This window comes from Elusimicrobiota bacterium (assembly GCA_016721625.1).
In the GTDB taxonomy this organism is placed as follows: Bacteria; Elusimicrobiota; Elusimicrobia; order FEN-1173; family FEN-1173; genus JADKHR01.
Genome location: JADKHR010000001.1, coordinates 410,637 through 437,622 on the forward strand (window position 1 = coordinate 410,637; position 26,986 = coordinate 437,622).

20 protein-coding genes and 3 pseudogenes are annotated in these 26,986 nt (G+C 57.2%); 21 read left to right on the forward strand and 2 right to left on the reverse strand.

Annotation, left to right across the window (positions count from 1 at the left end):
- The first annotated feature begins 35 nt into the window (after positions 1 to 35).
- The 6 genes from IPP35_01685 to IPP35_01710 all read left to right on the forward strand — a co-directional run bounded on the left by IPP35_01685 (position 36) and on the right by IPP35_01710 (position 6,712).
- On the forward strand, positions 36 to 1,163 hold the full coding sequence (locus IPP35_01685; GenBank protein ID MBL0057845.1) for a hypothetical protein: 1,128 nt from the start codon (positions 36 to 38) through the stop codon (positions 1,161 to 1,163).
- Positions 1,164 to 1,172: 9 nt separating this feature from the next.
- Positions 1,173 to 2,549: a hypothetical protein gene (locus tag IPP35_01690; protein ID MBL0057846.1), complete on the forward strand. Its 1,377-nt coding sequence runs from the start codon at positions 1,173 to 1,175 to the stop codon at positions 2,547 to 2,549.
- Positions 2,550 to 2,709: 160 nt separating this feature from the next.
- Complete coding sequence (locus IPP35_01695) at positions 2,710 to 3,660, forward strand: amidohydrolase family protein (protein MBL0057847.1); 951 nt, start codon at positions 2,710 to 2,712, stop codon at positions 3,658 to 3,660.
- Positions 3,661 to 3,813: 153 nt separating this feature from the next.
- Positions 3,814 to 4,944, forward strand: coding sequence for a hypothetical protein (locus IPP35_01700; GenBank protein MBL0057848.1), 1,131 nt, complete (start codon positions 3,814 to 3,816; stop codon positions 4,942 to 4,944).
- 22 nt (positions 4,945 to 4,966) lie between these two features.
- The gene (gene glsA, locus IPP35_01705) at positions 4,967 to 5,980 is read left to right on the forward strand and encodes a glutaminase A (GenBank protein MBL0057849.1); all 1,014 of its coding nucleotides are present in this window, start codon (positions 4,967 to 4,969) and stop codon (positions 5,978 to 5,980) included.
- Positions 5,981 to 6,130: 150 nt separating this feature from the next.
- The gene (locus IPP35_01710) at positions 6,131 to 6,712 is read left to right on the forward strand and encodes a hypothetical protein (protein ID MBL0057850.1); all 582 of its coding nucleotides are present in this window, start codon (positions 6,131 to 6,133) and stop codon (positions 6,710 to 6,712) included.
- A gap of 47 nt (positions 6,713 to 6,759) precedes the next feature.
- On the opposite strand, the pseudogene IPP35_01715 reads toward IPP35_01710, so the two are convergent.
- Both IPP35_01715 and IPP35_01720 read right to left on the reverse strand, forming a co-directional pair.
- A pseudogene (locus IPP35_01715) lies at positions 6,760 to 9,136 on the reverse strand (arylsulfatase).
- Positions 9,137 to 9,177: 41 nt separating this feature from the next.
- On the reverse strand, positions 9,178 to 9,576 hold the full coding sequence (locus tag IPP35_01720; protein MBL0057851.1) for a DUF202 domain-containing protein: 399 nt from the start codon (positions 9,574 to 9,576) through the stop codon (positions 9,178 to 9,180).
- Positions 9,577 to 9,802: 226 nt separating this feature from the next.
- Here IPP35_01720 and IPP35_01725 point away from each other — a divergent pair, with 226 nt between their 5' ends.
- The 15 genes and pseudogenes from IPP35_01725 to yciA all read left to right on the forward strand — a co-directional run bounded on the left by IPP35_01725 (position 9,803) and on the right by yciA (position 26,827).
- Positions 9,803 to 11,431: a mechanosensitive ion channel family protein gene (locus tag IPP35_01725; GenBank protein ID MBL0057852.1), complete on the forward strand. Its 1,629-nt coding sequence runs from the start codon at positions 9,803 to 9,805 to the stop codon at positions 11,429 to 11,431.
- 7 nt (positions 11,432 to 11,438) lie between these two features.
- On the forward strand, positions 11,439 to 12,992 hold the full coding sequence (locus tag IPP35_01730) for a phospholipase D family protein (protein ID MBL0057853.1): 1,554 nt from the start codon (positions 11,439 to 11,441) through the stop codon (positions 12,990 to 12,992).
- A gap of 24 nt (positions 12,993 to 13,016) precedes the next feature.
- Positions 13,017 to 14,252 carry a M28 family peptidase gene (locus IPP35_01735; protein MBL0057854.1) on the forward strand — a complete coding sequence of 412 codons (1,236 nt, stop codon included), beginning with the start codon at positions 13,017 to 13,019 and terminating at the stop codon, positions 14,250 to 14,252.
- Entirely contained in the window at positions 14,249 to 14,425 is a 177-nt protein-coding gene (locus IPP35_01740) for a hypothetical protein (GenBank protein MBL0057855.1), read from the forward strand. The genes IPP35_01735 and IPP35_01740 overlap by 4 nt, the downstream gene beginning before the upstream one ends.
- Positions 14,426 to 14,505: 80 nt before the next feature.
- Complete coding sequence (locus tag IPP35_01745) at positions 14,506 to 14,814, forward strand: GlsB/YeaQ/YmgE family stress response membrane protein (protein ID MBL0057856.1); 309 nt, start codon at positions 14,506 to 14,508, stop codon at positions 14,812 to 14,814.
- A 63-nt stretch (positions 14,815 to 14,877) separates the two neighbouring features.
- Positions 14,878 to 15,792 carry a PorV/PorQ family protein gene (locus tag IPP35_01750; protein MBL0057857.1) on the forward strand — a complete coding sequence of 305 codons (915 nt, stop codon included), beginning with the start codon at positions 14,878 to 14,880 and terminating at the stop codon, positions 15,790 to 15,792.
- Between the two features lie 56 nt (positions 15,793 to 15,848).
- A complete protein-coding gene (locus IPP35_01755) occupies positions 15,849 to 16,100 on the forward strand; it encodes a YecH family protein (GenBank protein ID MBL0057858.1) in 252 nt (83 codons plus the stop codon).
- Between the two features lie 84 nt (positions 16,101 to 16,184).
- Positions 16,185 to 16,959, forward strand: a pseudogene (locus IPP35_01760) (dienelactone hydrolase family protein).
- A complete protein-coding gene (locus IPP35_01765) occupies positions 16,956 to 18,719 on the forward strand; it encodes a thioredoxin family protein (protein ID MBL0057859.1) in 1,764 nt (587 codons plus the stop codon). The pseudogene IPP35_01760 and the gene IPP35_01765 overlap by 4 nt, the downstream one beginning before the upstream one ends.
- A gap of 81 nt (positions 18,720 to 18,800) precedes the next feature.
- Entirely contained in the window at positions 18,801 to 19,406 is a 606-nt protein-coding gene (locus IPP35_01770; GenBank protein ID MBL0057860.1) for a thioredoxin family protein, read from the forward strand.
- Positions 19,407 to 19,427: 21 nt separating this feature from the next.
- Positions 19,428 to 20,039: an HAD family phosphatase gene (locus IPP35_01775; protein ID MBL0057861.1), complete on the forward strand. Its 612-nt coding sequence runs from the start codon at positions 19,428 to 19,430 to the stop codon at positions 20,037 to 20,039.
- Positions 20,033 to 22,762, forward strand: coding sequence for a cation-translocating P-type ATPase (locus IPP35_01780; GenBank protein ID MBL0057862.1), 2,730 nt, complete (start codon positions 20,033 to 20,035; stop codon positions 22,760 to 22,762). The genes IPP35_01775 and IPP35_01780 overlap by 7 nt, the downstream gene beginning before the upstream one ends.
- The gene (locus IPP35_01785; protein MBL0057863.1) at positions 22,752 to 23,948 is read left to right on the forward strand and encodes an acetate/propionate family kinase; all 1,197 of its coding nucleotides are present in this window, start codon (positions 22,752 to 22,754) and stop codon (positions 23,946 to 23,948) included. Before IPP35_01780 ends, IPP35_01785 begins: the two co-directional genes overlap by 11 nt.
- A gap of 28 nt (positions 23,949 to 23,976) precedes the next feature.
- Positions 23,977 to 26,366, forward strand: a pseudogene (locus tag IPP35_01790) (phosphoketolase family protein).
- Positions 26,367 to 26,383: 17 nt separating this feature from the next.
- On the forward strand, positions 26,384 to 26,827 hold the full coding sequence (gene yciA, locus IPP35_01795) for an acyl-CoA thioester hydrolase YciA (protein MBL0057864.1): 444 nt from the start codon (positions 26,384 to 26,386) through the stop codon (positions 26,825 to 26,827).
- Positions 26,828 to 26,986 lie beyond the last annotated feature (159 nt).

The following is a 26,986-nucleotide window of genomic DNA, read 5'->3' on the forward strand; positions in this document are numbered from 1 at the left end:
TGGCCGATACGGAGAAGGGGGATCTCAACATAAAAATCTTTACCTATATCCGGTATCTCAATCAGACAGGGCTGGATGAGACCTTCACCGATTCCTTTGGGACGACGAGCAAAATCCAACAGCGCCAGGACATCCAATTCAACAAGGCGAATATTTTCTTTACGGGTTGGTTCTTAGATCCCAAATTCCGCTACATGACATATGTGTGGACCTCCAACACCAGTCAAGGATTGGGCGCCCAAGTGGTGGTGGCCGGGAACCTCAATTACAATTTTAACGAACACCTGACGTTCGGCGGCGGAACGGATTCCCTTCCCGGCGTTCGAAGCACGGAAGGCAACTTCCCGTTTTGGCTGGGGGTGGACAACCGGCTGATCGCCGACGAATTTTTCCGGCCCTCATACACCTTCGGCGTCTGGGCCAAGGGCGCTGTCGTCGAGAAACTGAATTACGCCATCATGCTCGGCAACAACCTGAGCCAGTTGGGGATCGACGCGGGGCAAATGGACAACGATCTCAACACTTGGTCGGGAGCCTTAACCTGGATGCCCAGCACAGGGGAATTTGGGAAACGCGGCGGGTTCGGGGATTTTGAAGATCACAAAACGGTAGCAACGCGGCTGGGCCTTCACTTTTCCCGAAGCGACGAAAATAAGCAAAGCCAACCCTCGGACACCAACTCGTTCGACAACGTTCAGGTTCGGCTTTCAGACGGGAATTCCATTTTCAAGAAAGACCTTTTCGGCGCTGGCATTCAGGTGGAAGATGCCACGTACCGCATGTCCTCTTTTGACGCGGGGGTGAAATTCAAAGGGTTCTCATTGGAAGGGGAAGCCTATTGGCGATGGGTGGACCATTTTCGAGGGGCGGGAACCGCGGGGTTGTCCAACCTGAACGACACCGGCTTTCAGATCCAGGCCTCCGCCATGTTAAAACCGCAAACCCTTCAGGCCTACATCTCCCATTCCAAAGTGTATGGGGAATACGGCGATCCCTGGGATGCCCGGGTGGGAATAAACTGGTTCCCGTGGAAAGTGGAGGGGACCCGCTGGAATTTTGAATACATCCAACTGCAAAAATCCCCTGTGGGGGGACTTAGCCTGCCCTATCCGGTGGGGGGAGATGGCCCGATCTTTTATTCCAACTTTCAAGTTTCTTTCTAAAGGAGTTTTATGAAAATAAAAACATGGCTTCGTTTTTTCGTCGCGTTCGGGATGGTCGGCGGCTCTCTTCTTTCGAATCTTTCCGCAGAGATCACCATGGATCAGGTGCGGGAAGAGGTGCAACGGCAATTAAAAGAAGAGGAATCCGCCAAGCAGAAAGCGGTCCCCACATCCATTGATCAGAGCAAAATCGATTTCAAAGCGGGGAAAGGGCTTGCCTTGGTGCGGTCCCCCAACGGCGAATTGAAAATGAATTTGTATCTATTGGTCCGGTATCTCAACCAACTGCCCGCGACGCAGTCTTTTGAAGACCATTTGGGAAATCCTCACGACATCGACACGGCCAACTATATTTCCGCGCCTCACCGCGTGATTATGAATTTTAACGGTTGGTTGTACGATCCCAGATTTCTTTATTCAGCCGCCGTTTGGACCGTAAGTTCAACGGACAAGGTGGCTGTCCTGGGAGCTTTAGGCTGGGCCTTCAACAAAAAGCTCACACTTAACGTGGGCATCGGCGCTTTGCCGGGGACAAGGACGTTGACTTATTCCCATCCCTATTGGCTGGGAACGGATCGGATGATGGCTGACGAATTTTTTCGGCCGGGTTTCACCCAGGGAGCGTGGGCGTCGGGTGAAGCGGCCCCGGGGCTCAATTACACCGTCATGATTGGAAACAACCTCACCACATTGAACGTGAATGCCAAGGAAGATTCTCGGGATTTCGCCGCCAGCGGCAATCTCGCCTGGATGCCCACCACCCACGAATTCGGACCCAAGGGCGGCATGGGAGATTTCGAACATCACGAAAAGCTGGCCACCCGGATCGGCACAGCCTATACCCAGGGGCGTCAGAACGCCGCCATGTCGACTTCGGGAAGCAGTCAACCGGATTCCACGCAAATTCGCATGGCCGACAGCCTTCTACCCTTCACCCCAGGCGCCGTGGTGGCCGGCTACACTGTGGACATTTTGAAATACCAAATGTGGGCCGTGGACGCGGGGGTTAAGTATAAAGGCCTGCACCTGCAAGCCGAAGCCTACCTGCGACAACTGAGCGATTTTTACACCAAGACGGATGATCGTGTGCCGCAAAATATGATCATCGATACGGGATTCTATGCCCAGGCCTCCAAAATGATTCAACCGCGGAAAACAGAGGGCTATGTGGCCACGTCTTTTGTGTTCGGCGACAAAAGCGCCGGGTACCGCACGAGCTACGATATTATTCAAGGGCTCAATTTCTTCTTGTTCGATACGCGCAACAGCCGAATCAATTTGCATGTGATCGAAGTCTACCGCGCTCCGACGTCCTCCGATTTTGGCTACTATGTGGGGGGACAAAAGGGTGTGACTGTGTCGGTGGGTTGGTCGATTAATTTTTAAGGGGGCGCGTGTGAAACGAAAATTTTTCGCGTTTACGGCCGTTGCGTTTCTCAGTTCGTTGGGGCATTCGGCCCCAAAGAAGGTTGAGCTGAACGATGGTCATTTCCACCTCACCAATTATATTCAAGAGGGAACCGACATCCGTGATTTCCTGAAAATCATGGGCGACAAGGTGGGGCGGTCCACCCTTTTCGGCATTCCGCTTCAACAACAATGGATGTATGCCAGCACCGGAGATTTCGCCCCCTGGTACTATCTTCAGACGGACGCGCCCCTCTATTATTACTCTTTCACCGACGCTCACATCGCCATGGCCTACAAGTCCCTGCCTAAAAAAGACCAAGCCCGGTTCGACCCCATGATCACTGGGTTTAACCCCACGGACATGTACGCGGCGGACCATATTCGCCGAGTGTTGACGACGTTTCCGGGCGTGTTTTCGGGCATCGGGGAATTTTCGATTCACAAAGAATTCGTTTCTTCGAAAGTGGCAGGCGAAGTGTCGACGCTCAACAACAAAGCCCTGGATCGAATACTCGACTTCGCGGGGGAAGTGGGCCTGCCGGCGATTCTGCACTGCGACGTGAACGTGCCGTTTCCTAAGCCCAATCAGGACCCCTACATCGTCAAGATGCTGGGAGAACTTTTTGTTCGCCATCCCAAAACCACGATTATTTGGGCCCATGTGGGACTGGGTCGCGTGGTGCGACCGGTGACGGACCAGGCCGGCATGGTCGAGCGGGCCATCAATAATCCGGCCTTGAATCATGTCTTTTTTGACCTCTCCTGGGATGAGACGGCCAAATACATCGTGACGTCCACGGCTTCGGTGGCCAAGGTGGCCGCGATGATCAACCGCCATCCGGACCGATTCCTCTATGGGTCCGACGAAGTGGCTCCCACGGAACAAGCCGCCTATTTGAAGACTTACACCATGTACGCTCCCCTTCTGGCCCAACTCACGCCTGAGGCTAAAGAAAAATTTCTTAAAGGCAATTACGAACGGATTTTTGACACGGCCCGAAAACGGGTGAGGGCTTGGGAAAAGGCGAACGTGGGCAAAAAGAGGCCGCCGTCTCCCAAGACCCCCATATCCGGGTATGCGAAATAAATTTTGTAGATACCCCATCTACGGGGCTAGTGAATGACAAGCCGCTCGATAAATCGAGCAACTACAAAGAATGCCACCAGTTAAAGGAGAACGCACTCATTGAAAAAAACAACAATGGCGTTGTTAGGGTTGACCCTCATGATGCCAGGTTTCATGAAAGCCGCGGAACCGTCCTTCGAAGTATACGGGTTCGCCCAGTTGGACTACATCCAAGACTTCAACCGGGTGCAACCTGAATGGGACTCCACGCTTCGTCCCAGCAAGATCCCGACCACGGAAGGAATGTATGGGTCCGATGGACAGGCGATTTTGAGCGTCCGTCAGAGCCGGATCGGGTTTAAGGCCGACCTTCCCATCAACGGGGAATCGGTGTTTACTAAATTTGAGTTTGACTTCTTCGGCGTCGGCGCCGATGCGGGCCAAACCACGATTCGTCTTCGCCATGCCTACGGGGAATGGGGACCCGTCCTCGCGGGACAAACCAACTCGTTGTTTATGGACGGCGATATTTTCCCCAACACCATTGATTACTGGGGACCGACCGGAATGGTGTTCCTGCGCAACCCACAAATCCGTTTAACGAAAAAAGCGGGGGATAAATCATTTGCTGTCGCCCTGGAACAGCCTTCCAACGACATCGACGACGGACGCCTGCGGGAACTCGACCCCGCTTTGGATTCCGCCGTCAGCGGGGACGAAAAATATCCCGACCTCACCGCTCAGGCACGCTTGGGTGGAGAGAAAGGTCATGTTCAATTGGCCGGAATCGTTCGACACCTCGGCTACGAGACCGTGGGCGGCGTCGACAGTTCCCCCAAAGGCCATAAAACCGGCTGGGGTTTAGATCTGACGTCTGTCTTAAAGGCCCGCGAAGGCGATGCGCTCCGAGTGGGCGTTGTTTATGGCGCGGGGATTGCGAGCTATATGAACGACGGCGGCATGGACCTCGCCCCACAGGGTTCCACCACCACCTCCATATCGGCCAAAGCGGTGCCTTTGATTGGCGTGTCGGCCTATTACGACATCAAATGGAGCGACCGTTGGAGCAGTTCTGTCGGTTACAGTTTCAACGATGTGGAAAACACGGACTTCCAGGATCCAGGGACCTATGCCCGCGGCGACTACGCTTCGGCCAACCTGATCCATTATCCGACCCAAAACGTGTTTTACGGGCTTGAATACCTTTATGGTCGACGGGAAGACGCCAACGGGAAAGCGGGCCAAGACCAACGGGTCCAGTTCTCTGCCAACTACAAATTCAGTTCAAAGAATTCCCAGAATTAATTTCCCAAGGAGGAACAAATCGATGCTAAACAATTCCATGTTACGAATGGGTCTTCTGGCGGCACTCATGGCCGCCATGATCTCCCCGGTCCAGGCCGTCAGCAAGGCCGATGCCGATAAAGCGCTCAAGGCCGCCCACGACACGTATAAGGGGCTGAAAGAAGGGAAAAACGCCGACTACATCCCGGCCCTCGCCAAAGTCGATTCCAACTTCTTTGGGATCGGCTTGGTGACCGTGGATGGGCAGGTTTCCACCGTGGGGGACGTTGACCAATTGTTCTCCATCCAGTCCATCAGCAAGGTGTTCACCATGGCCGAGGTCATGCAAGAATCCGGTGACGACGTGGTTCTCAATGGAGTCGGCGTGGACGCCACGGGGCAGGTGTTCAATTCCATCGTGGCGGTGGAACAATACCGGGGGAAGGAAATGAACGCTTTGGTCAATCCGGGAGCCATTGCCACCACGAGCCTGGTGAAAGGGAAAACGGCGGACGAGGTGTGGGCCAAGATCCTCGGCATGCATAGCGACTGCGCCGGTCGTCCTCTGGAAGTCAACGCGGAAGTTTACAAATCCGAGTCCGACACCAACCAACGCAACCAGGCCATCGGGATGTTGATGTACGCCTACGGGCAAATCAAAGACAACCCCGCTCAGGCCACGGACCTCTACACCCGCCAATGTTCCATCAACGTGAACGCGAAGGACTTGGCCATGATGGCGGCCACCCTTGCGAACGGCGGTAAAAACCCCGTCACTAAAAAGCAGGTCATCGACCAAAAACACGTGGCGAAGATCCTGGCGGTCATGGCGACGGCCGGCTTGTACGACGATTCAGGCAAATGGCTCTTCATGACAGGACTTCCGGCAAAAAGCGGCGTGGGCGGCGGAATCATCGCCGTGTCTCCCGGCAAGTTCGGCATCGCGGCTTTTTCGCCTCCGCTGGACGCCGCCGGCAACAGCGTGCGCGCCCAGAAAGCCATTACGATGATATCGGAGAAACTCGATGGGAACCCCCTGAATCCCAAAGCGAAATAAATTCCGTTCCTTCAGGTGTTGAAGGGGGCGGCCTCCCGAGGATTTTTCGGGAGGCCGCTTTTTTTCTCTTGACAATTTTGGATTTAGGGTTAGAATTCGAATGCAGTCGGCAGAACGTGCGTTTGAATTCGTTTCGGCGGAGGCGCAACCGTGGACAATGTCGTGGCGACTATAAACAAAAAAGATTCGTTTCACCGGAAGGATCTGGTTTCCCTGGTGGGAATCTTCGCCACTCCCTTGGCTATATTAATGGGTATGACTGGAATCCTCGTGAACCGTTTGCGGGGGGGAAAGCTTTATCTTTGCCTGGGGCTTTTGACTTTGGGGGCTTTGTTCAACTTCGTATTTCCACGTCTGATCGCCCGTCAGTCTTCTTTAAAAATTCGGGGGATCGTGGTTCAACTCAGAATTATCACAAATGTCATCTTTAATTCCGTTTTGGTTTATTATTTAGGCGAAGCCTTTCGCCCTATGTGGTTGGTGTTGGCTCTGACTCCCTTTGCCACCGCGATATACGCATCGCGCGCCAGGACCCTTTCGGCTTCTTTAACCGTTTCCGCCGCCCTTTTGACGGTTTTTGTTCTTCGGGGCCCCGTTGACGCCGTTGGGTTGGCGGAGCAGTTGACTTACTGTGTTTTCATGCTCCTGATTAGTTTAATGATTAACAAGGTGGCTGTTTATCCGCCTTCCTCCGAGGAAATTTTGACCTTCCTCAAGCACCCCGCATTCTGAAACATATCAAAAAGATAAAACCCTTATCATGGCTTTGACAGGAAATCTCATTGTCTCGCCATGGCGAGGCGGATCGCGTCTTCGGGTTTGATTTGGTGCTCCGCGTTTTCTGCGGCGTCGGAGATGGCTAGTTGGATGCCTTTCACCGTGCCGTTGAATCGGTTGTCGCCCGCTTTGTAATCCGGGGACACCGGAGCGCCGGAATCTTCCCCCACATCACAGCCGTCGTCGGCCGAAAACACAACGGCCAAGGTGGCGCCGATTTCTCCTTCACCGACTTTCTTCCCGTCTGTAAACAACGCGACCTTTCCGCCCTTGCCCATGCCGCCTCCGGCGTAGGCGAACTCCAGGCGGACCTGGTGCGGACCTACGGGAAGCGGGGTGGTCCCTTCCACGAAGAAATGTTTTAAACCGCCCCAGTTGTAGCAGTATTTGAGTTTTCCGTTTTTGGCGTAGAGGCTCCAGCCCCCGATGTTGGCCCCCTGAGAGACGATAACGCCCTCCGCGCCGTTCTCCGGTACGACGATTTCGGCGGTGATGGAATGGGATTTGTTTTTAAGGTTCAACACGCAGTTCTCGCTCAAGCGGCCCATGCCGCCGAAGAGAAGTTGGGTTTTCCCTTTCACCAGGACCGGCCGACCGGCCGTGTCCGGGTTCATTTTTTCCATCATGCGATCATCCAGTGGGAGCACCTTGTAGCGCGTCGCTTCGATGAGCCAGAGGCGCTGTAGCTCGAGCAGTTTTTGGGGATTCTTTTTGGAGACGTCGTTCGACTGGCTCCAGTCGCCGGGCTCGTACAATTCCCAGACGTCGTTGTCGAAGGCTGGTACGGGGGCGTTCAAGGGCGCCCAGGGCGTGCGGTGTTTGGTTACGGCGGTCCATCCCTTGTGGTAAATTCCCCGGTTGCCGAACATCTCGAAGTATTGGGTTTCGTGTTGTTCGGGCGCTTTGGCGTCGTTAAACGAATAGAGCATGCTGGTGCCCTCGATGGGGTCCTGCTGGATGCCGTCCACGGAAACCGGTTGAGGGATTCCCGCCGCTTCCAGAATGGTCGGGGCCACGTCGATCACATGAAAAAACTGGGAACGGATCTCGCCTTTCGCCTGAATCCCTTTGGGCCAGTGAACAATGGTGCCGTTGCGCGTGCCGCCCCAATGGGAGGCCACTTGTTTGGTCCATTGGTAGGGAGCGTTCATCGCATGGGCCCAGGCGGAAGAGTAATGATTGTAGGATTCGGGTCCGCCCAGCTTTTCGATTCGGGCGTCGAGATACTCGGGCGTTTCAAAGGACTGGAGTCCGTTAAAATAACTCATCTCATTGAAGCATCCGTTCACGCCGCCTTCGGCTGAAGCGCCGTTATCTCCAATGATGTAGTACACCAAGGTGTCGTCGAGGATACCGAGCTTTTTGATCCCGTCCAAGAGGCGGCCCACGTGATGGTCCGTGTATCCCATGAACCCGGCATAAACCTCCATTTGGCGGGCCAGGAAGGGCCGAAAGGCCTCCGGCGTATCTTTCCACGCGGGAAGCTCCTTGTTGGGCGCGGTCAGCGGACAGTCCTGGGGAACGACTCCCAGTTTCTTTTGACGAGCGAGGGTCTCTTCCCTTAATTTGTCCCAGCCTTGATTGAATTTGCCCTTGTACTTATCCGCCCACTCCTTGGGCACGTGATGGGGCGCGTGGGTGGCCCCGGGGGCGAAATAAACAAAGAACGGTTTGTCCGGCGCCAGCGCCTTTTGCTGGCTGACCCAGTTCATGGCCTTGTCCGTCATGTCCGCCATGAAATGGTATCCCTCTTCCGGCGTCTTCTTGGGTTCCACCGACGTGGTGCCTTCGTACAGGGTTGGATACCATTGGTTGGCTTCACCGCCGATGAACCCATAAAATTATTCGAAACCACCGCCTCCGGTGGGCCAGGCGTCAAAGGGACCCGCGGGGCTGGTTTGCCAGACGGGAACTTCGTGGCATTTACCGAACTGAGCCGTGTTGTAGCCGTTCAGTTTAAGCGTTTTTGCCAGGGGCGCCATGGAATTGGGTAGGACGGAACAGTATCCCGGCGCGCCGGTGGCGATCTCGGTGATGCCCCCCATGCCGGAGGAATGGTGATTGCGGCCCGTCAACAGGGCTTGCCGGGTGGGCGAACAGAGAGCGGTCGTGTGGAATCGATTTAACTTGAGCCCAGCGGCCGCCAGTTTCTCGGCGTTGGGGGTTTGGCATGGCCCGCCGAAGGCGCTGGCGGACCCAAACCCGGCGTCGTCCAAAAGAACGATCAAAACGTTGGGCGCGCCCTTGGGCGGACGCAGTTGGGGAATGGGGGGGGAACTTGCTGTCTGGATCCTTGGCGTCGTAGGCGATGAATTTCGGATGCTCCGTGTTCGGCATCGGCAAATGGGATCGGTGTCGTTTGTCATCATTTTGGGTCATGGCATGGCTCCCTGGGTAAATCGGTTTTGTCACCTCTACGACTAAAAGATCTCGGTGCGGGTCAAAATGGTCAAAAACATCAAGATTCCCAATAGGCCCACCACAAACCCTACCGCCGATGTAAAATTGAATTTTTTGAAGGGGATGGTTGTCTGTCGGTTCAGGCGATTAACGGTCCCCAAATACTCGATCGAGCCCAATAGGATGGCCGACGTGCCCAGTGCGATCAGCGTGAGCCCGAACCGACGCGGCCCCGGCGCGTTTCCAATTACGGCCGACTGGAGAAATTTATAAATGGTGAACCCAAAACTAATCAACGACAGACCCGTGCGGATCCACGCCATCATGGTGCGGTTGGCGGCCATGAACGTCCGTTCCACCGCCAGATCCGTCCGTTGCAACGCCAGCTCGTCCGATGTTTGTTTAATTCCGGTCCCCATTGGCTGTTCTCCGAACCCTCTGCTGGATCAGGTCTCGAACGAGAGTATAGTATTTTGTAACTGCTCAGGTCTTCTGCTGGTCGCTCGTCGAAAAACCCCACCCTCTCCCCGCCCCTCTCCCGCGAGCGGGAGAGGGAGAAACGTCAGTTGCAGTATTTTGTTTAAGTCAAAGTTTCTGTGGGGGGTGGAAATGGACAAAAAGAACCGAAGAAGGCATAATCATGAAATGAGACGAATCTTTTTACTATCGTTGTTATTGGGCCTTGGATGGGTTCAGGGGTGGGGAGATGCCGCGTCTGTGGACCCGATCGCTATGGATGGGGGGAGAGACGAGTCCGCGTCCCATGCGGAGGTGGACCTGGACGGGCAAACTCTTTTCCGTGTGACCGGAGCCCCGAATTATCCCGCGGAAAAACGCGCGTCAGAAATTTCAGATCGCCTCGCACTTTTTGCGGGCGACCCCACCCGGTCGACCGACACCCTTAAAGTGATCACCCAGCCCGACTTTGCGGTCGTCATGGCCGGGGACCAGTTGTTAATGCGAGTCTTCGATGTGGATTCTGGAATACCCGGTTTGAACCACGCGGGGTATGCGGAGTTGGTTCAACATTTAATCGGGAAGGCCGTCTTGGATTACCGCCAAGCGCGGACCGCCGTGGCCCTGTTGAAGGACGCGGGTTTGGCAGGGGCGGGAGCCGCTCTATTATTTCTTCTTCTCCTGGGATGGACGCGGCTTTATCACAGGCTGAGAGCGCTCATTGAACGAATACTGAAACCCCAAATTTCAAAGATCCAGACCAAATCGTTCGATTTGCTCCAAGCGGGACTCCTGTGGGATGGACTTCAGGGTGTGATGACGGTTTTCCATGTGGTTGTGGTGGCCCTTTTGGTTTATTTCCACTTGGGCTTCATCCTTCGGCTTTTCCCATGGACCAAACCCTTGGCCGACGGGCTTTTGGGGTTGATTTTAAATCCGCTTAAAATGCTGGGCCTTTCGTTTCTTGCCGGATTGCCCGGCCTGATGGCGACCTTGGTGATCGGACTCCTTTGTTACGCGGTCCTCCGGACCCTGGGACTCTTTTTTGCGGGCATCCGCACGGGAACGATCAAGCTCACGGGATTCGACCCGGACTGGGCCATCCCCACCTTCCGCATCGTCCGGGTGGCGATCATCGCTTTGGCGGTCATGATCGCCTACCCCCACATCCCAGGTTCAAATTCCGCGGCGTTCAAAGGGGTTTCCGTCTTCCTCGGAATCATCATCTCCTTGGGGTCTTCCTCCTTCGCGGCCAACCTTATCGCCGGGTATTCGGCCATTTACCGGCGCGCCTTTCGCGTGGGGGACTGGATCGAGGTGGACAACTTCCGCGGGGAAGTTTTGGAAATCCAGACGCTGGTCACGCGGTTACGGACCGTTAAAAACGAAGTGGCCGTGATCCCCAATTCCGCCATCGTTAATTCTCCCGTCATTAATTACAGCACCTACGCTAAAGAACGCGGCTTAATCATCCACACCACCGTTGGCATCGGCTACGAAACTCCTTGGCGCCAAGTGGAAGCCATGCTCTTGGAAGCCGCCACGCGAACCCCGGGGTTCCTTTCCGAACCGAAACCCTTTGTTCTGCAAAAAACCCTGGGGGACTTTTGCGTGACCTATGAAATCAACGCCTATTGTTCCACCCCCGCCCTTCGCTTGGCGTTGACCCACACCCTGCACCAAAATATTTTAGATCTCTTCAATGAAAACAACGTCCAAATCATGACCCCCGCCTACGAAGGGGACCCGGAGCAACCGAAATTGGTTCCCGCGGACAAATGGTTCACCCCGCTGGCTCCACAGAACAAAAAGACCTAGTTTTCCCTTGAACAAAAAAATATTTGCATTGGGAAGTGGTGTTTGGCTGGCCGGTTGCGCCGGGCTTCCGAAAAACTTTACGGCGGAACGTTCTAGAGCCATCCGCCAGGATGAAGTCACCGTTCTTAAATCCACCTTACAACCTTCCCTAAACGCCCATCCTGGGCTGTCCGGCTTTTTTCTCTTGGACAAAGCCCAGGACGCCTTTCTGGCTCGGTTGGCGTTGGCCGATACAGCGGAAAAGACCATCGACGCACAATATTTTATTTGGGGCGGGGATGCGGCGGGAATCATTCTGATGGATCGATTGATTAAGGCCGCCGACCGCGGCGTCCGGGTTCGGATTCTTCTGGACGACGTCACCAGCCACGGCAAAGACATGGGGCTGGGCGCGCTGAACAAGCATCCCCTCATCCAAATTCGGGTATTCAACCCGTTGGGGCACCGATTTACAGGGAATGTGTCCCGATCCATTTCCATGGCACTGCACATCGGCCGGATGACCCGACGGATGCACAACAAACTCTTTGCGGTGGACAACCAGGCGGCCATTGTGGGCGGCCGGAATATCGCGGACGACTATTTCGGCCTCCATGGAAAATCAAATTTCCGCGATATGGATTTGTTGGCGGTGGGGCCGGCCGTGGGGGAGGCGTCGGGCAAATTCGATGAGTTCTGGAATTCTTCCTGGTCGGTGCCCATGGAGGTGTTGGGCGTTAAGGCGCCCACCCAGAAGCAATACGACAAAATGCTGGGGCGAATTAAGAAATATTTCACCACGGAATTTAAGAAGTTCCCTTATCCTCTCGATTTCAGCCATGAGGCTGTCCTAAGGGAATTGGATACGCTCCGCTCCCAGTTCGTCTGGGCCAAGGCCGAGGTGGTGGGGGATACTCCGGGAAAATCCTGGGAACCTGAGGAAGCTGGGAAAACCCGATCGGCCGTGGCCGCGCGGGTTTCTGAAATCGGAGGAGCATCAAAAAACGAGGTTTTGCTCTGTTCCCCTTATTTGATTTTGTCGACGGGTGCGGTTAGAGGCATGGGGGAATTGGTTCGAGCCGGGGTTCGCGTTCGAATCCTGACCAATTCCATGATGTCCACGGACGCCCTTCCGGTGGTGGCGCATTACAAAGGGATGCGGGAGAAGTTGATCGGGCAAGGGGTGGAACTATACGAAATTCGGCCGGATGCCGAAAACAGTCCCCGCCATTCGGCCTTCCCCAAGGCCCGGCACAGCCTCCACGCCAAGGTGGCGGTGTTTGATCGTAAAGATGTTTTTGTCGGAACGTACAACATCGATCCTCGATCCGAAAACTTGAACACCGAGGTGGGCCTTTTGGTCCACAGCCCGGAACTCAGTGAACAGGTGGCGCAAAGCCTGGAGGACGACCTCCGCCCGGTGAACAGTTGGGCCTTGGAATTCACCCCGACGAAAGATCTTGTTTGGAAGGGGGAGAAAGACGGAAAAAAGATTGAATTTAAAAAGGACCCCTATGCCGGGTTTTGGACGCGGTTTTTTGCCGGATTTTTGTCGATCCTTCCGATTAAGGAGCAGTTGTAAAATGGCGTCGCCGGCCAGGTTCCCATGACGGAGGAAAAAAGTTCCCTTATCCCTGGGCCCATGGAGCGAAAAATCCCGTTTTCCAGAGGTGCTTCCGCGGTTTTCGGGGCGGTGGTCCTATCGAGTCTCCTCGTCGGGAGCTACGTGGCCTTGGGAAAGGCGGGCCTGGCCCTTTGGGTTCTGGACCTTCTTTTTTCCGTGGCGCTTCTTCTGTTATGGTTGGGTCGACGGCGGGCCCCGATCCTTTCGGCCATGGGGATGCTTCTGACGTGGATGTTGACGGCGCGTATGGCGTTGGGTACCGCGACACTTTTCCGCCTTCTCGGGGGATTGGCCGCGGCGATCCTGGGGCTGTGGACATGGAAGAGGGCGGCCGCGCCGAGGGTCTCCCGACCCTTGGGCCGGGTCAGCCTTTGGCGCGTTTTAACGACATTAACGGTGTTCGGTTTGATCCTCGGGGCTCTGGCGGGGCCCCCGCGGATCATGGTGGATCCCCAAAAAAGAAAAGCCGCCTTGCGGGCGAAATCCATGGGCCCTCCGGACCCTGTGTCCGATTTGGAACGCCGGCTCCAGTCCCATGTCTTTCATCTGGCCGATCGAATCGGGGAGCGGGCCGTATACCAGCGCGACCGCATCGCCGCCGCGCGCGATTATGTGCGGGATCGGTTCACCTCCTTGGGATTGCCCACGAAATTGATTCCCTATCGGATGCCAAGCCTTGGGTCAAAAGGCACGGCGGACAACGTGGAGGCGCGGCTTTTACCGGCACACCCGAACAATGCGCCGATTTGGGTTATCGGCGCCCACTACGACACCGCGCCCGACACTCCGGGCGCCGACGACAACGCCAGCGGGGTGGCGGTATTGCTGGAACTGGCCAGGTTGCTGAAATCCCGCTCCGTTGCCGCTGAAATCCGTTTGGTCGCCTTTTCCACCGAGGAGCCTCCGTCCTTTGGAACCCGAAACATGGGGAGCGTTCACTACGCCCGGGCTTTGAAGGAGGAGGGGGTCCCCGTGGACGCCATGATGAGTTTGGAGATGCTGGGTTATTTCAGCGACCGGCCGGGTTCGCAGTTCTACCCTCCCTTGATCTCCCGCTGGTATCCTGAGCAAGGGAATTTCGTCGCCCTGGTGGGGAACGTGTCCAGCCGGGGCGTGGTCGCGAAGATCCGGCGGAAATGGCGGGCGGCGTCGACCTTTCCCCTGGAAACCCTGACCTTGCCCGCGCCCTTTTCGGGCGTGCCCTCTCGGATCAATTGAGCTTTTGGGACCAGGGATTCCGCGCCGTCATGCTCTCCGACACCTCCTTTTTCCGTAACCCCCATTACCATGAACCCACCGACCAACCCGACACGCTGGACTACCGCCGCATGGCCCAGATCACGGAGGCTCTCGCGGAAGTTTTTTCAACGTCTCGCGGTCCGAACCCGTGAAACGCCGGGGCACCCGAGGGGTCCTCAGGATTTGACGTAAATGGGATATAATAGGACGAAGCTCACAGGAGGATTAAACGATGGTGGACGTTGATTTAAATTCGGTTCGTGGATTTTTGAATTCCTTGGGAGCTTTAGGAATTGTGGGAACCGTGGTCCTCGGATTTTTGGCGGGATTAGTCGCCAAGGTCGTCATGCCCGGCAAAGATCCGGGAGGGTTAATCTTGACCATGCTGATCGGGATCGGCGGGTCCTGGGTGGCCACTTACCTGGGGCATCGCCTTCATTGGTTTCGAGCGGGCGGCCTTCAGGGGTTTATCGCCGCTGTGGTAGGGGCCTTTTTAATCCTTTTCGCCTACCGGTTATTGCGCCGGGCGGTTCGATCTTAGTCTTTAACGGATTAACCGGGCGGCAAAGGCGTTTTTGAATTTTCGGTTCAGGGGAGACGCGATATGAAAAAAATCAACGGAAAAATATGGGTGGGGGCGGGTTTGTTCGTTTTAGCGGTGTCGGTGGTCAGGGCGGGCGGAAACGCCGGCGAGGTGGGGGCGGAATTTTTGCGGATGGGGGCCGGGGCGCGGGGGATGGCCATGGGGGAAGGTTTTTCCGCCTTGGTCGACGACGCCACGGCGCTTTACTGGAACCCGGCCGCCTTGGGGGGGCTCAAAGATCGGTCCGCCACCCTCATGCACGCCAAGACCATTGAGGATAGTTTTTATGACTTCGGGGGGTATGGGCAGAGACTGGGGGCCGGCGGAATCGGGGTGGGGTTGCAGTATTATTCGGCGGGATCGGTGGACAACGTGGATTCGGTGGGCAACAAGACGGGCACCACCGATCCGAACGATGTGGCCGTGTTGGTGGGGTATGGGCGAAACGTGGGGGGATATCAGCTGGGCGCCACGGGGAAATTCATTCGATCGACCCTGGTGGACTCCGCCACCACCTTCGCCGGCGACGCGGGGGTTTTGACCCCGTGGTATTTTAAGGAAAAGGTCCGCCTGTCCGCTACCATCGTCAACGTGGGCGGAAAGTTGACCTACGACAAAGATTCGGTGGACCTTCCCATGGCTTTTCGCCTGGGGACCGGGATTTCGATCTTGAAGAACTGGTTGGTGGGCGCGGATGTGGTCGCGCCAAAGGGCGACGACACCTACATCGGTTTGGGAACGGAATACAAGATTTCGGTGGGCGAAAGGATGGGCCTGGCGCTCCGGGTGGGTTACAACACACAAGAGCGCGGCGGGTCTGACGGCGTCAGCGGCGGGATGGGATTCCGTTTCGAGGGGTTGGACGTGGATTATGCCCTTGTGACCCAGGGTGACTTGGACGCCAGTCACCGGATATCCGTGGGGTATCGGTTTTAGAAAATACGTTTGCGCGAAGATAAATGGATTTCAGTATTTCGGTGATCGGAGGATGCATGGGTGAATCGATTCACGGGCACGATGTCATGCGGATGATGGTGGAGGCGAACCGGCCCTTTACCGAAGAACAGCTGGAGGCCGCCATCCAGACTCGCTTTGGGGCGGAGGCGCGGTTTCATACCTGTTCGGCGTCCGAAATGACGGCCAAAGAGTTGATTGGGTTTTTGCGGTCGAGAAGCAAGTTCATCGTTTCCGACACCGAACTCTCCATGGCTTCGGAAAACATTTGCGATCACGGGGATCATTGAAACTAACGGGTGGACTATTTTAATGTTGGATACGCTTCCTTGAGGCATTTCTCTCAACCGAAATCCCCGGCATTGGAGGTTTATATGAAACGGATTCTTTTTTTGTTGGGATTGATGTGTTACTCGGGCGTGGGAAAGGCGGCGGTGGTCACCAAGGAAATTGAATATAAAGATGGGAAAACGGTGCTGCTCGGGTTTTGGCCTATGACGACGCCAGCGTGGGGCCAAGGCCTGGGGTTCTGGTGGCCCACGAGTGGAAAGGGCACGGGAATACGCCCGTGGGCGCGCGCGACAACTGGCGGAGGCGGGGTATGTGGCGTTCGCTTTGGATATGTATGGGAAGGGGGTGTTCGCCAAGGACCATGAAGAGGCGGCCAAACTGTCGGGAATCTATTTTGGGGATCGACAACTCATGAGACGGCGGGCGCTCGCGGGGTTGAACGTCCTTTTAAAGCAACCCAGGGTCGACCCCAAACGGGTGGCGGCCATTGGCTATTGTTTCGGCGGGACGACGGTGTTGGAATTGGCGCGGTCGGGGGCCGACCTGAAAGGCGTGGCCAGCTTCCACGGAAACCTGACCACACCTTTGCCAGCTCAAGCGAACACGGTTAAGGCCAAGGTGCTGGTTCTTCATGGGGGAGACGACGAATGGACGGCGGGAGGCATTGCCGCTTTTCAAGAAGAAATGAAAAAGGCGGGGGTGGATTGGGAAATGAACACGTATGGCGGCGCGGTTCACAGTTTCACCGTCAAAGAGGCGGGGGATGATCCCGCCACCGGCATGGCCTACAACGCGGCCGCCGACCGGCGGTCTTGGCGGGCGCTCCTGAACTTCTTTATCGAGGCGGGACTCCAATAAACAGATACGGTCGTTTTATCGCTTTTCTTCTCGCCCTCTCGGCGGCGTGTGGCGGAGTTCGCGCGGGGGAGGCCCATGTTCGGGCGGAACTTTTTTCCGAGCCGGCGGCGGTTTCGCCGGGAACGCCGTTTTGGGTGGCGGTTCGCCTCACCATGGCGCCGGGGTGGCACACTTACTCTAAAGATCCGGGGGATTCGGGACTTCCCACCAAAATTCGTTGGCGTCTCCCGGACGGGTTTGCGGCGGGGGAGATTCAATGGCCGGTGCCCAAACGGATTGAAACGCCGCCGTTGGTTAACTTCGGCTATGAAGATACGGTTTCCCTGTTGGTCCAACTAACCCCGCCGTCTTCGTTGGCGGGGGAAAAAGCGATTCTCTCGGCTCAGGTGACGTGGCTGGAATGCAAAGATGTCTGCGTGCCTGGAAAGGCCGACGTTTCACTGACCGTTCCGGTTTCCTCACAGCCATCGCCCCCCACGGCCGAGATGGCGTCGTTCTTCGCCGAAGCCCGGGCGCGGCTTCCCGCGGGAAGCGAAACGGCGCCTTCCGCTTCCAGAGATCCGCCCCTTTCCCTGGGGTTCGCTCTTCTGTTGGCCTTTCTGGGGGGGCTTTTGCTGAACCTGATGCCCTGCGTTTTGCCGGTTCTCTCCATCAAGTTCCTGGGCTTTTTGGAAACACCGCGGGAAACGTTGCGTAAACATGGGCTCCTTTATGGGGCGGGGGTTTTGCTTTCCTTTTTGGTTTTGGCGGGACTTTTGATCGTTCTTCGGGCGGGCGGGGAAAAACTGGGGTGGGGATTTCAGCTCCAATCGCCGGTGTTCGTGGGGTTCTTGGGGGCGCTGTTTTTCGCGCTGGGGCTCAACCTGCTGGGCGTTTTTGAAATTGGGACCTCGTTGGTGGGGTTGGGCGGGTTCTTGGGGGGGAAATCGTCTCGGAACGCTTTTTTGAGCGGGGTCTTGGCGGTTTTGGTGGCGACGCCTTGCACGGCGCCGTTCATGGGGCCGGCGTTGGGGTATGCGCTGACCCAATCGGCCCTGTCCTCTTTGATCATTTTCTGTTCCTTAGGATTTGGCCTGGCGTTCCCCTACGTGTTGTTGTCCTTCTTTCCAGTGGGGTTGCGATGGATCCCCAAACCCGGCGCCTGGATGCTGACCCTTAAGCAGGGCATGGCCTTCCTCTTTTTTGGCACCAGCCTTTGGATGGTGTGGGTGCTGGGCCTGCAACGGGGAACGGAGATGGTTTCCGTATTGCTCCTCATCTTTCTGGGCATTTCCGTTGGGGCCTGGCTCGCGGGGCCGGTGGCGGAACGAGCGCGTTCCGACGTTAAAAGAATCCGGGTGCGGCGGGTCGGCGTGGCGGTCGCTGTTCTCTCCGCGCTCGGGTTGTGGGCGTTGGGCGGGCCGGCCACGGAGAGGCCGGACGACCACCGATATTCCCAAGCCAAGGTGGACTCTCTTTTGGCGGAGGGACGGCCGGTCTTCGTGGATTTCACGGCGGCTTGGTGCATCACCTGCCAGGTGAATGAGCGGACCACCCTGTCCTCCTCGAAAGTTCGGGAAGCCTTTCGGAAACGGAACGTCGCCGTCCTCGTGGCGGACTGGACAAACCGAGACCCCGATATCACCCGAGCTTTGGAACAATTCGGGCGAAACGGGGTGCCGCTCTATGTTCTTTATTCGGCGCGGGGGGAGAGGGTTGTTCTGCCCGCGGTTTTAACACCGGATATTGTATTGAAGGCTTTGGATTCACTTCAAGAATAGAGGAAAAGGCGACCCCTCCCTGACCCTCCCCTTGGCAAGGGGAGGGAACGAAGAGAAAAACACGTCATATAGGAGAAAACAATGAGACGAATACTTGGTGCGGTTTTTGCCGGACTGATCATCGGCGGGGGCCTTTCCGCTTCGGCTGTGGAAGTGGGGGAGGCGGCTCCGGACTTTTCCCTGCAGGACATTCAGGGGAAAATGCAGTCGCTGGCGAAACGTCGGGGGCAGTTTGTGGTTTTGGAATGGGTCAACCACGGGTGTCCGTTTGTGAAAAAACATTACGACTCCGGGAACATGCAGGCCCTTCAAAAGGAGTTCACGGGGAAAGGGGTTCAGTGGTTGTCCATTTGTTCCTCGGCGGAGGGAAAGCAGGGGAACATGAGCCCCGCCCAGTGGAGAATCACGGCCAAGGAAAAAGGCGGGTTCGCCACGGCCATTCTTTTAGACGACTGGGGGCGGGTCGGCCATCTCTATGGAGCAAAAACGACCCCGCATATGTTCATTGTCGATCCGAAAGGAATTTTAATTTATCAAGGCGCCATCGACGACACCCCGTCGACGGACCCCGCCGATGTGAAGACGGCGGCCAACTACGTTCGGGCGGCGTTGGACGAGGCGTTAGCGGGGAAACCGGTGACGACGGGGGAGACAAAGCCCTATGGATGCGGGGTTAAGTATAAATAAACATTCTTCACCCGGAAGCCGATGACCAAAATCACGACGTTGTTTTGGGATGTGGGCGGGGTTCTGCTGACCAACGCCTGGGATCGGTCGTCCCGGCGGAAGGCGGTGGAACGGTTTCGGTTGGAAGGGGAAGAGTTCGAAGACCGCCACGAACGGGTGAACGGGGATTTTGAAAAGGGAAAATTGACCCTGGACGAATACCTCGATCAAACGATTTTTTACCGAAAACGATCGTTTTCAAAAACGTCGTTCAAGACGTTCATGTTCGCTCAATCCCAACCAAACTTGGAGTCCTTGGCGCTCATGGAACAGATCGCGGCCGGCGGAGGCTATTCGATCCACGCGCTGAACAACGAGTCCAGGGAACTCAATGAAGACCGGATCCGCCGGTTTGGGCTGGATCGCTTCTTCGACGTTTTTCTGTCTTCGTGTTTTTTGGGTTTGCGAAAACCGGACGAAGCGATGTTCCGATTGGCGCTTGAAGTGACGCATCGATCTCCCGAAGAAACGCTGTTGATTGACGACCGACTTCTGAACCTCGAGGGGGCGGGCCGGGTTTCCATGAACACGCTCCGATTCATCAACGCGGCCCAAACAGAAAAGGAATTGAAGAAACGAGGAATCGAATGGTGACCCCTCCGGCCGGGACCGCCCCGCGGGACCCCGCCAAAGCCTGGCACTCCCGGACGGTGGAAGAAACCTGGGCGGATTTGGGTTCCGGCTGGGATGGCCTGTCTGTTGGAGAGGCCGAAAAACGCCTCGTGGAGAATGGGCCGAACCAACTGCGGGAAGCGCAACCCGTGCGGCCAATCCACATTCTCCTCCGACAGCTGAAGGGACTTTTGGTGTGGGTCCTCCTCGCCGCCGGGACCGTCTCTTTTCTCCTGGGTGAACTATTGGATGGCGGCGCCATCGTGGCCATCCTTATCTTGAACGCCGTGATCGGGTTCTACCAGGAGTTCCAGGCGGAAACCTCCATCGCGGCGCTGAAACGGTTGACCTCGCCCCGGGCGAGGGTTTGGCGGGGAGGTAAGGTGACGTTGGTTCCGGCCTCCGCCGTCGTGGCGGGGGACCTTCTGGACCTGGAAGCCGGCGACCTCGTTGCGGCGGACGCTCGGGTGGTGAAGGCGGCGTCTCTCAAATGCGTCGAATCGGCCCTGACCGGCGAATCGGACGCGGTGGGGAAACAAACCGAGGCCATCTTGGGCATTGACCCCCCCCTGGGGGACCGGACCAACCTGATTTTCATGGGGACCAGCGTCGCGGCGGGGACGGGGCGCGCCGTGGTGGTGGCCACGGGCATGGGCACGGAATTGGGGCGCATTGCGACCCTCCTTGAAAAGGCGGGCGAGGACGAAGGAACGCCGCTACAGAAAAGGCTCGCGGGTGTGGGGCGGGTTTTGGTTTGGGCGACGCTCGGCATCGTGGGCCTTCTCTTTGCGCTGGGGTATTGGCGGGGGACGGCGCCGATCGAACTTTTCATGACCTCGGTGAGCCTCGCCGTGGCGGCGGTGCCGGAGGGGTTGCCGGCGGTGGTCACGGTGGCGCTGGCGCTCGGGGTCTCCCGCATGTCCCGGCGGGCGGCGCTCGTGCGACGGCTCCCCGCCGTGGAAACCCTGGGGTCCACCACCGTCATTTGCACCGACAAGACAGGAACCTTGACCGTTGGAGAAATGACCGTTCGCCGCCTCCAGGTGGCGGGGCAACCCTACGAGGTAACCGGAGAAGGCTACGGGCCCGGGGGCGAAATTCTTTTGGACGGGAGAAGCGTATCGGCCGTGCCGGATTCCGTGACCGAGCTGGCCCTAGGACTGGTGGCCTCCGCCAACGCCCACTTAGAGCAGAAAAAGGGCGTCTGGCGGGTGATCGGGGATCCCACCGAGGGCGCGCTTCTGGCGCTTGGGCTCAAAGCGGGGTGGAGCCAGGAACGAGTGGAACGGGAGTTTCCAAAAGTGGACGAAATCCCTTTCGACTCGGACCGAAAGAGAAGCACGGTCATCCGCCGCCTGCCGAGCGGTGTTCGCCGCGCGTTCACGAACGGCGCGCCCGACCAGATCCTTCCGCTTTGCACGCACTTGTACACCGCTGAAGGGGTCCGGCCTTTGACGGAGAAGGACCGGCAGGCCCTGCTGGCCGAAAACGCTTCCCTGGCGGGGCAGGCTCTTCGGGTTTTGGGGTCCGCTCGGCGGGACCTGGGACCTGATTTCCAAGGGCCGGTGTCGGCGGAAACCGTGGAGCGGGAACTGGTGTTCGTGGGTTTGACCGGGATGTACGATCCCCCCCGACCGGAGGGAAAAGAAGCGGTGGCCAAGTGCCGCGCTGCGGGGATTCGCGTCATCATGATTACGGGAGACCATCCCCAGACCGCATTGGCCATCGCCCGCGAACTCGGCATTGCCACGGAAGAGACCGCTTGCACCGGGACGGAGTTGGACGGGCTGTCGGAAGAAGACTTGAAACGGCGCGTGCTCCGGACCCACGTCTACGCGCGGGTGAGCGCCGAACACAAACTGCGGATCGTTCGCGCTTGGAAAAGCCACGGCGCCGTGGTGGCCATGACTGGAGACGGGGTGAACGACGCGCCCGCCATCAAGGGGGCGGACATCGGCATCGCCATGGGGCGAACCGGGACCGAAGTGACCAAACAGGCGTCGGACATGGTGATCACGGACGACAATTTCGCGACCATCGTGGCCGCGGTGGAAGAGGGCCGCGGGATTTACGACAACATTCAAAAAACTCTTCAATACCTTCTGGCGGGAAATACCGCTGAAATCCTGCTGATGGCGGTGTGCGTGGTGGTCGGATCGCCGGCGCCTCTCCTGCCGATCCACCTGCTATGGATCAACCTGGTGACCGACGGCCTGCCGGCGCTTTGCCTGGCGACCGACCCCATCGACCCGGACGTGATGCGGCATCCCCCGCGCCGCTCCACCGCGCGGATGATGGACGGACGGTTTTTGGGCACGATGATGTTCACGGGTTTCCTGACGGCGGGGGTTTCCCTGGGGGTGTTCTTCGCGGTTCTTAAAACCGGCGACCTCGCCTTGGCCCGGACCCAGGCTTTCACGGTGTTGGTTTTTTCCGAATTGCTTCGGTCGTTCGGAACCCGCGACAAACGCAAACCGCTCTGGCGGATTTCCTGGCTTTCCAACCTCCCGCTCCTCCTCGTGGTGGCGTTGTCTTTGGGCCTTCAGTTCCTGAGTTTGCACAACCGAATGTTCGGTGGATTCTTAAAATCCGCAACGGTCCCGCTCGCGGAGAGCCTTCCCTTGTTGGCCTTGGGAGCGATCCCGTTATTGACATTGGAACTGGTGAAAATCTTTCGGAACGGGGGGGTCTCCCGTGCGACATGAAAAAAGCGCCTTGGAGAAACGAATCTTAACCCTGAATGGCGGGTCCTCCAGCATTAAATTCACTTTGTTTGAGGCGGGGGGGACGTTTCGCCGCGCCCTGGCGGGGACCCTTGAACGCATCGGATGGGCGGACGCTCGGATCCGGTTTCGGAACGAGGGCGGGGAGGAGGGGAAGGAACGGGTCGGTTCAATTTCGCGGGAGTCGGCGGCCTCCTTTTTGTTGAAATGGTTGGAGAAACGGGTGGATTTCGCGCGCGTCGAAGGCGTGGGACACCGCGTGGTATTCGGAATGAACCGATCCCGACCGGAACGGGTGACAGCGGCTTTGCTACGGGACCTGACGCGGTTCATCCCTTTCGACCCGGACCACCTCCCGGGTGAAATCGGACTGATGAAGGCGGTTCGGGAACGGCATCCGGGCCTGCGCCAAGTGGCTTGTTTTGACACGGCCTTTCACCAAACCCTTCCCCGGGTGGCCAAAATCGTGCCGATTCCCCGCAGGTTTGAAAAAGCCGGGCTGGTTCGGTTCGGGTTTCATGGGCTGTCCTACTCTTCCCTCATGGGACAACTGGAACGCGTGGGGGGGAAGAAAGAAGCGCGGGGGCGAGTGATCTTGGCGCATCTCGGGAACGGAGCGAGTTTGGCGGCGGTGCGCGGGGGGAAAAGCGTGGACACCAGCATGGGGTTTACTCCGGCGGCGGGGCTCGTGATGGGGACCCGACCAGGGGACCTGGACCCCGGGGTGGCGTGGCATTTGTTGAAAAACGCGGGGCTCTCTCCCGATCAATACAATCATTTGATCCATCATGAATCCGGCCTGCTCGGCGTGTCTGAAACGAGTTCCGACATGCGGGATTTAATCGAACGGGAACGCACCGATGTTCGGGCGGCCGAAGCCGTGGATTTGTTTTGCTATCAGACGAAAAAATGGATCGGTTCTTTCGCGGCCGTGTTGGGCGGGATGGAAACCCTTGTTTTTTCAGGCGGGATAGGGGAGAATTCTTCCGTGGTGAGAGAACGCATTTGCGAGGGGCTTGGGTTTCTGGGAATCGCGCTGGACCGCCGGCGGAATTCCAAGGGCGAAGAGATCATTTCCACCACCGGTTCAAAGACCACCATCCGCGTGATTCGAACGGATGAGGAAGCTCAGATCGCGGAGCTGGTGCAGAGGGTCTTAAAGATTTAATGGTGACCTCAAACGATAGGATGAACCCATGAAGCCATACGAAAAAGACGGGAAGAAATCTTTGTCGGCGGACCTGCTGAAAAAGATGAACGCTTATTGGCGGGCGGCCAATTATTTGTCCGTGGGGCAAATCTATTTATTTGACAATCCGCTTTTGAAAGAACCACTGACGTTGAAACATGTGAAACCGCGATTGCTCGGGCATTGGGGGACCACGCCGGGGCTCAACTTTATTTACGTCCACATGAACCGGATCATTCGGGAAAAAGACCTCAAAGTTATTTATGTGGCGGGGCCTGGGCATGGGGGGCCGGGGTTGGTGGCCAACACCTATCTGGAGGGGACCTACAGCGAAGTGTACCCCGACATCTCTCAGGACGAGGCGGGAATGAAACGGTTGTTTAAACAGTTTTCGTTCCCGGGGGGAATCCCGAGCCATGTGGCCCCGGAAACGCCGGGGTCCATCCACGAAGGGGGAGAGTTGGGTTACTGTTTGACCCACGCCTACGGCGCGGCCTTCGATAACCCCGACCTATTGGTCTGTTGCGTGGTAGGGGACGGCGAGGCGGAAACCGGGCCTTTGGCGGCGAGCTGGCATTCCAACAAATTCCTCAACCCCATTCGAGACGGGGCGGTGCTCCCGATCCTTCATTTGAACGGGTACAAGATCAGCAACCCCACGGTGCTGGCGCGGATCAGCCACAAAGAACTGGACGACCTGCTACGGGGCTACGGCCATACGCCCTATTTTGTCGAAGGCGACGACCCGGAACACATGCATCAACTCATGGCGGCGACCATGGACCGCGTGACCCACGACATTCGGCACATCCAAACGGAGGCGCGGAAAACCGGGAAATTCGAGCGGCCGTTTTGGCCCATGATCGTGCTCCGGACCCCCAAAGGCTGGACCGGGCCGAAACAGGTGGATGGACTTCCGACGGAGAATTCCTGGCGGTCCCATCAGGTTCCTTTCGGGGAATTGGCCTCGCAACCCCGCCATCTTAAATTGCTCGAAGAATGGATGCGGAGTTACAAACCGGAGGAGCTTTTTGATGAGGCGGGACGGCTTCGGCCCGAATTGGCCGAGTTGGCGCCAAAGGGGGAACGCCGGATGGGCGCCGTGCCGGAAACCAACGGCGGGTTGGTTTTGCGGGACCTCCAACTTCCTAATTTCCAAGACTTCGCGGTTCCCGTCCCCGCGCCGGGCGCTGTGACCGCGGAAGCGACCCGGGTGATGGGGACCTTTTTAAGGGATGTGATTCGTCTCAACGAGCCCCATCGAAATTTCCGGCTCTTTGGTCCGGACGAAACGGCCTCGAACCGATTGAGCGCGGTGTTCGAAGCCACGAACCGGATTTTCGAGGGAAAGATTCTTAAAACCGACGACCACACCGCGCAGGACGGTCGGGTCATGGAAATTCTGAGCGAGCACCTCTGCCAGGGTTGGCTCGAGGGGTATTTGCTCACGGGCCGCCATGGACTTTTCTCCTGTTACGAGGCCTTCATCCACATCATCGATTCCATGTTCAACCAACACGCCAAATGGTTGGAGACGACACGTCACATTCCCTGGCGCCGGCCCCTCGCGTCCCTCACGTATCTTTTGACGTCGCACGTCTGGAGGCAGGACCACAACGGGTTCAGCCACCAAGACCCCGGATTCATCGACCACGTGGTGAACAAGAAAGCCAACGTCATCCGGGTCTATCTTCCCCCGGACGCGAACACCCTGTTGTCGGTGACGGACCATTGCTTGAGGAGCCGGCACTACGTCAACGTCATCGTCGCCGGAAAACAACCCGCGCCGCAGTGGCTTTCCATGGAGGCCGCCATCCAACATTGTACGGCGGGGGTGGGAATCTGGGAATGGGCCAGCAACGACGCGGGGGGAGAGCCGGATTTAGTGATGGCTTGCGCCGGGGACGTGCCGACGTTGGAAACCCTGGCCGCCGTCCAACTCTTGAATGAGTTTTTGCCAAATCTTCGAGTGCGCGTTGTGAACGTCGTTGATTTGATGACGCTCCAATCGCCCAGCGAGCACCCCACGGTCTTCCCGACAAGGATTTCGACGCCATCTTTACGAAAGACAAGCCCATCCTGTTCGCCTATCACGGGTATCCGTGGCTGATCCACCGCTTGGCCTATCGGCGAACCAACCATGACAACCTTCACGTTCGGGGCTACAAGGAATGCGGCACGACCACCACGCCCTTTGATATGACGGTCTTAAATGACCTGGATCGGTTCCACTTGGTGAACGACGCCGTGGACCGCCTTCCGCAGTTGGGGGCCCAGGTCGGCTACATCAAGCAAAAGGTTCGGGACAAACTGACCGAGCACAACCTCTACATCAGGGAATATGGGGAAGACATGCCGGAAATCCGCGAATGGAAGTGGAAGGGCCGGACCGCGTGAAAAAAACCTCTTCCCGATTGAAGGAACCCGCCGGTTCCAATCAAAAACCCGACGGCCTGTTGGTTTTGAGGACGTTGGCCATGCCGCGGGACACCAATCCGAATGGGGACATTTTCGGTGGGTGGATCATGTCCCAAATGGACATCGGGGGAGGGCTCTTGGCCAGCGAAGTCGCCGAGGGGTCCGTGGTAACGGTGACGGCGGACAAAATGACGTTTCTCCACCCGGTCCGCGTGGGCGATACGGTGTGCGTATATGCGAAACTTCTGCGCATCGGCCGTTCCTCCATGGACATTCATCTAGAAGCATGGGCCAAAGGGTTGGTGGACGACTTCGCCCGCGACCGGCGCCGGGTCACCACCGGCCTTTTCCGTTACGTGGCGATTGATAAAAATCATCGTCCCCGTCCCGTGCCCGCCCGAGCGAGAAATAAAATCGATCGGCGATCTTCCTCCGCTTGATCCCACGGGAATTCCGCCATATCCATTTCTCTAGATTCGGCCTACCCATTACATAGTATAATAATTTAGGGCGTCCCTCAAACCTTTAAATCTCCCTTGAATAGTTTTGATTTTAGGGCAAAACTGATGGGGACATGGGGATTCGGGGTCGTTCGATAT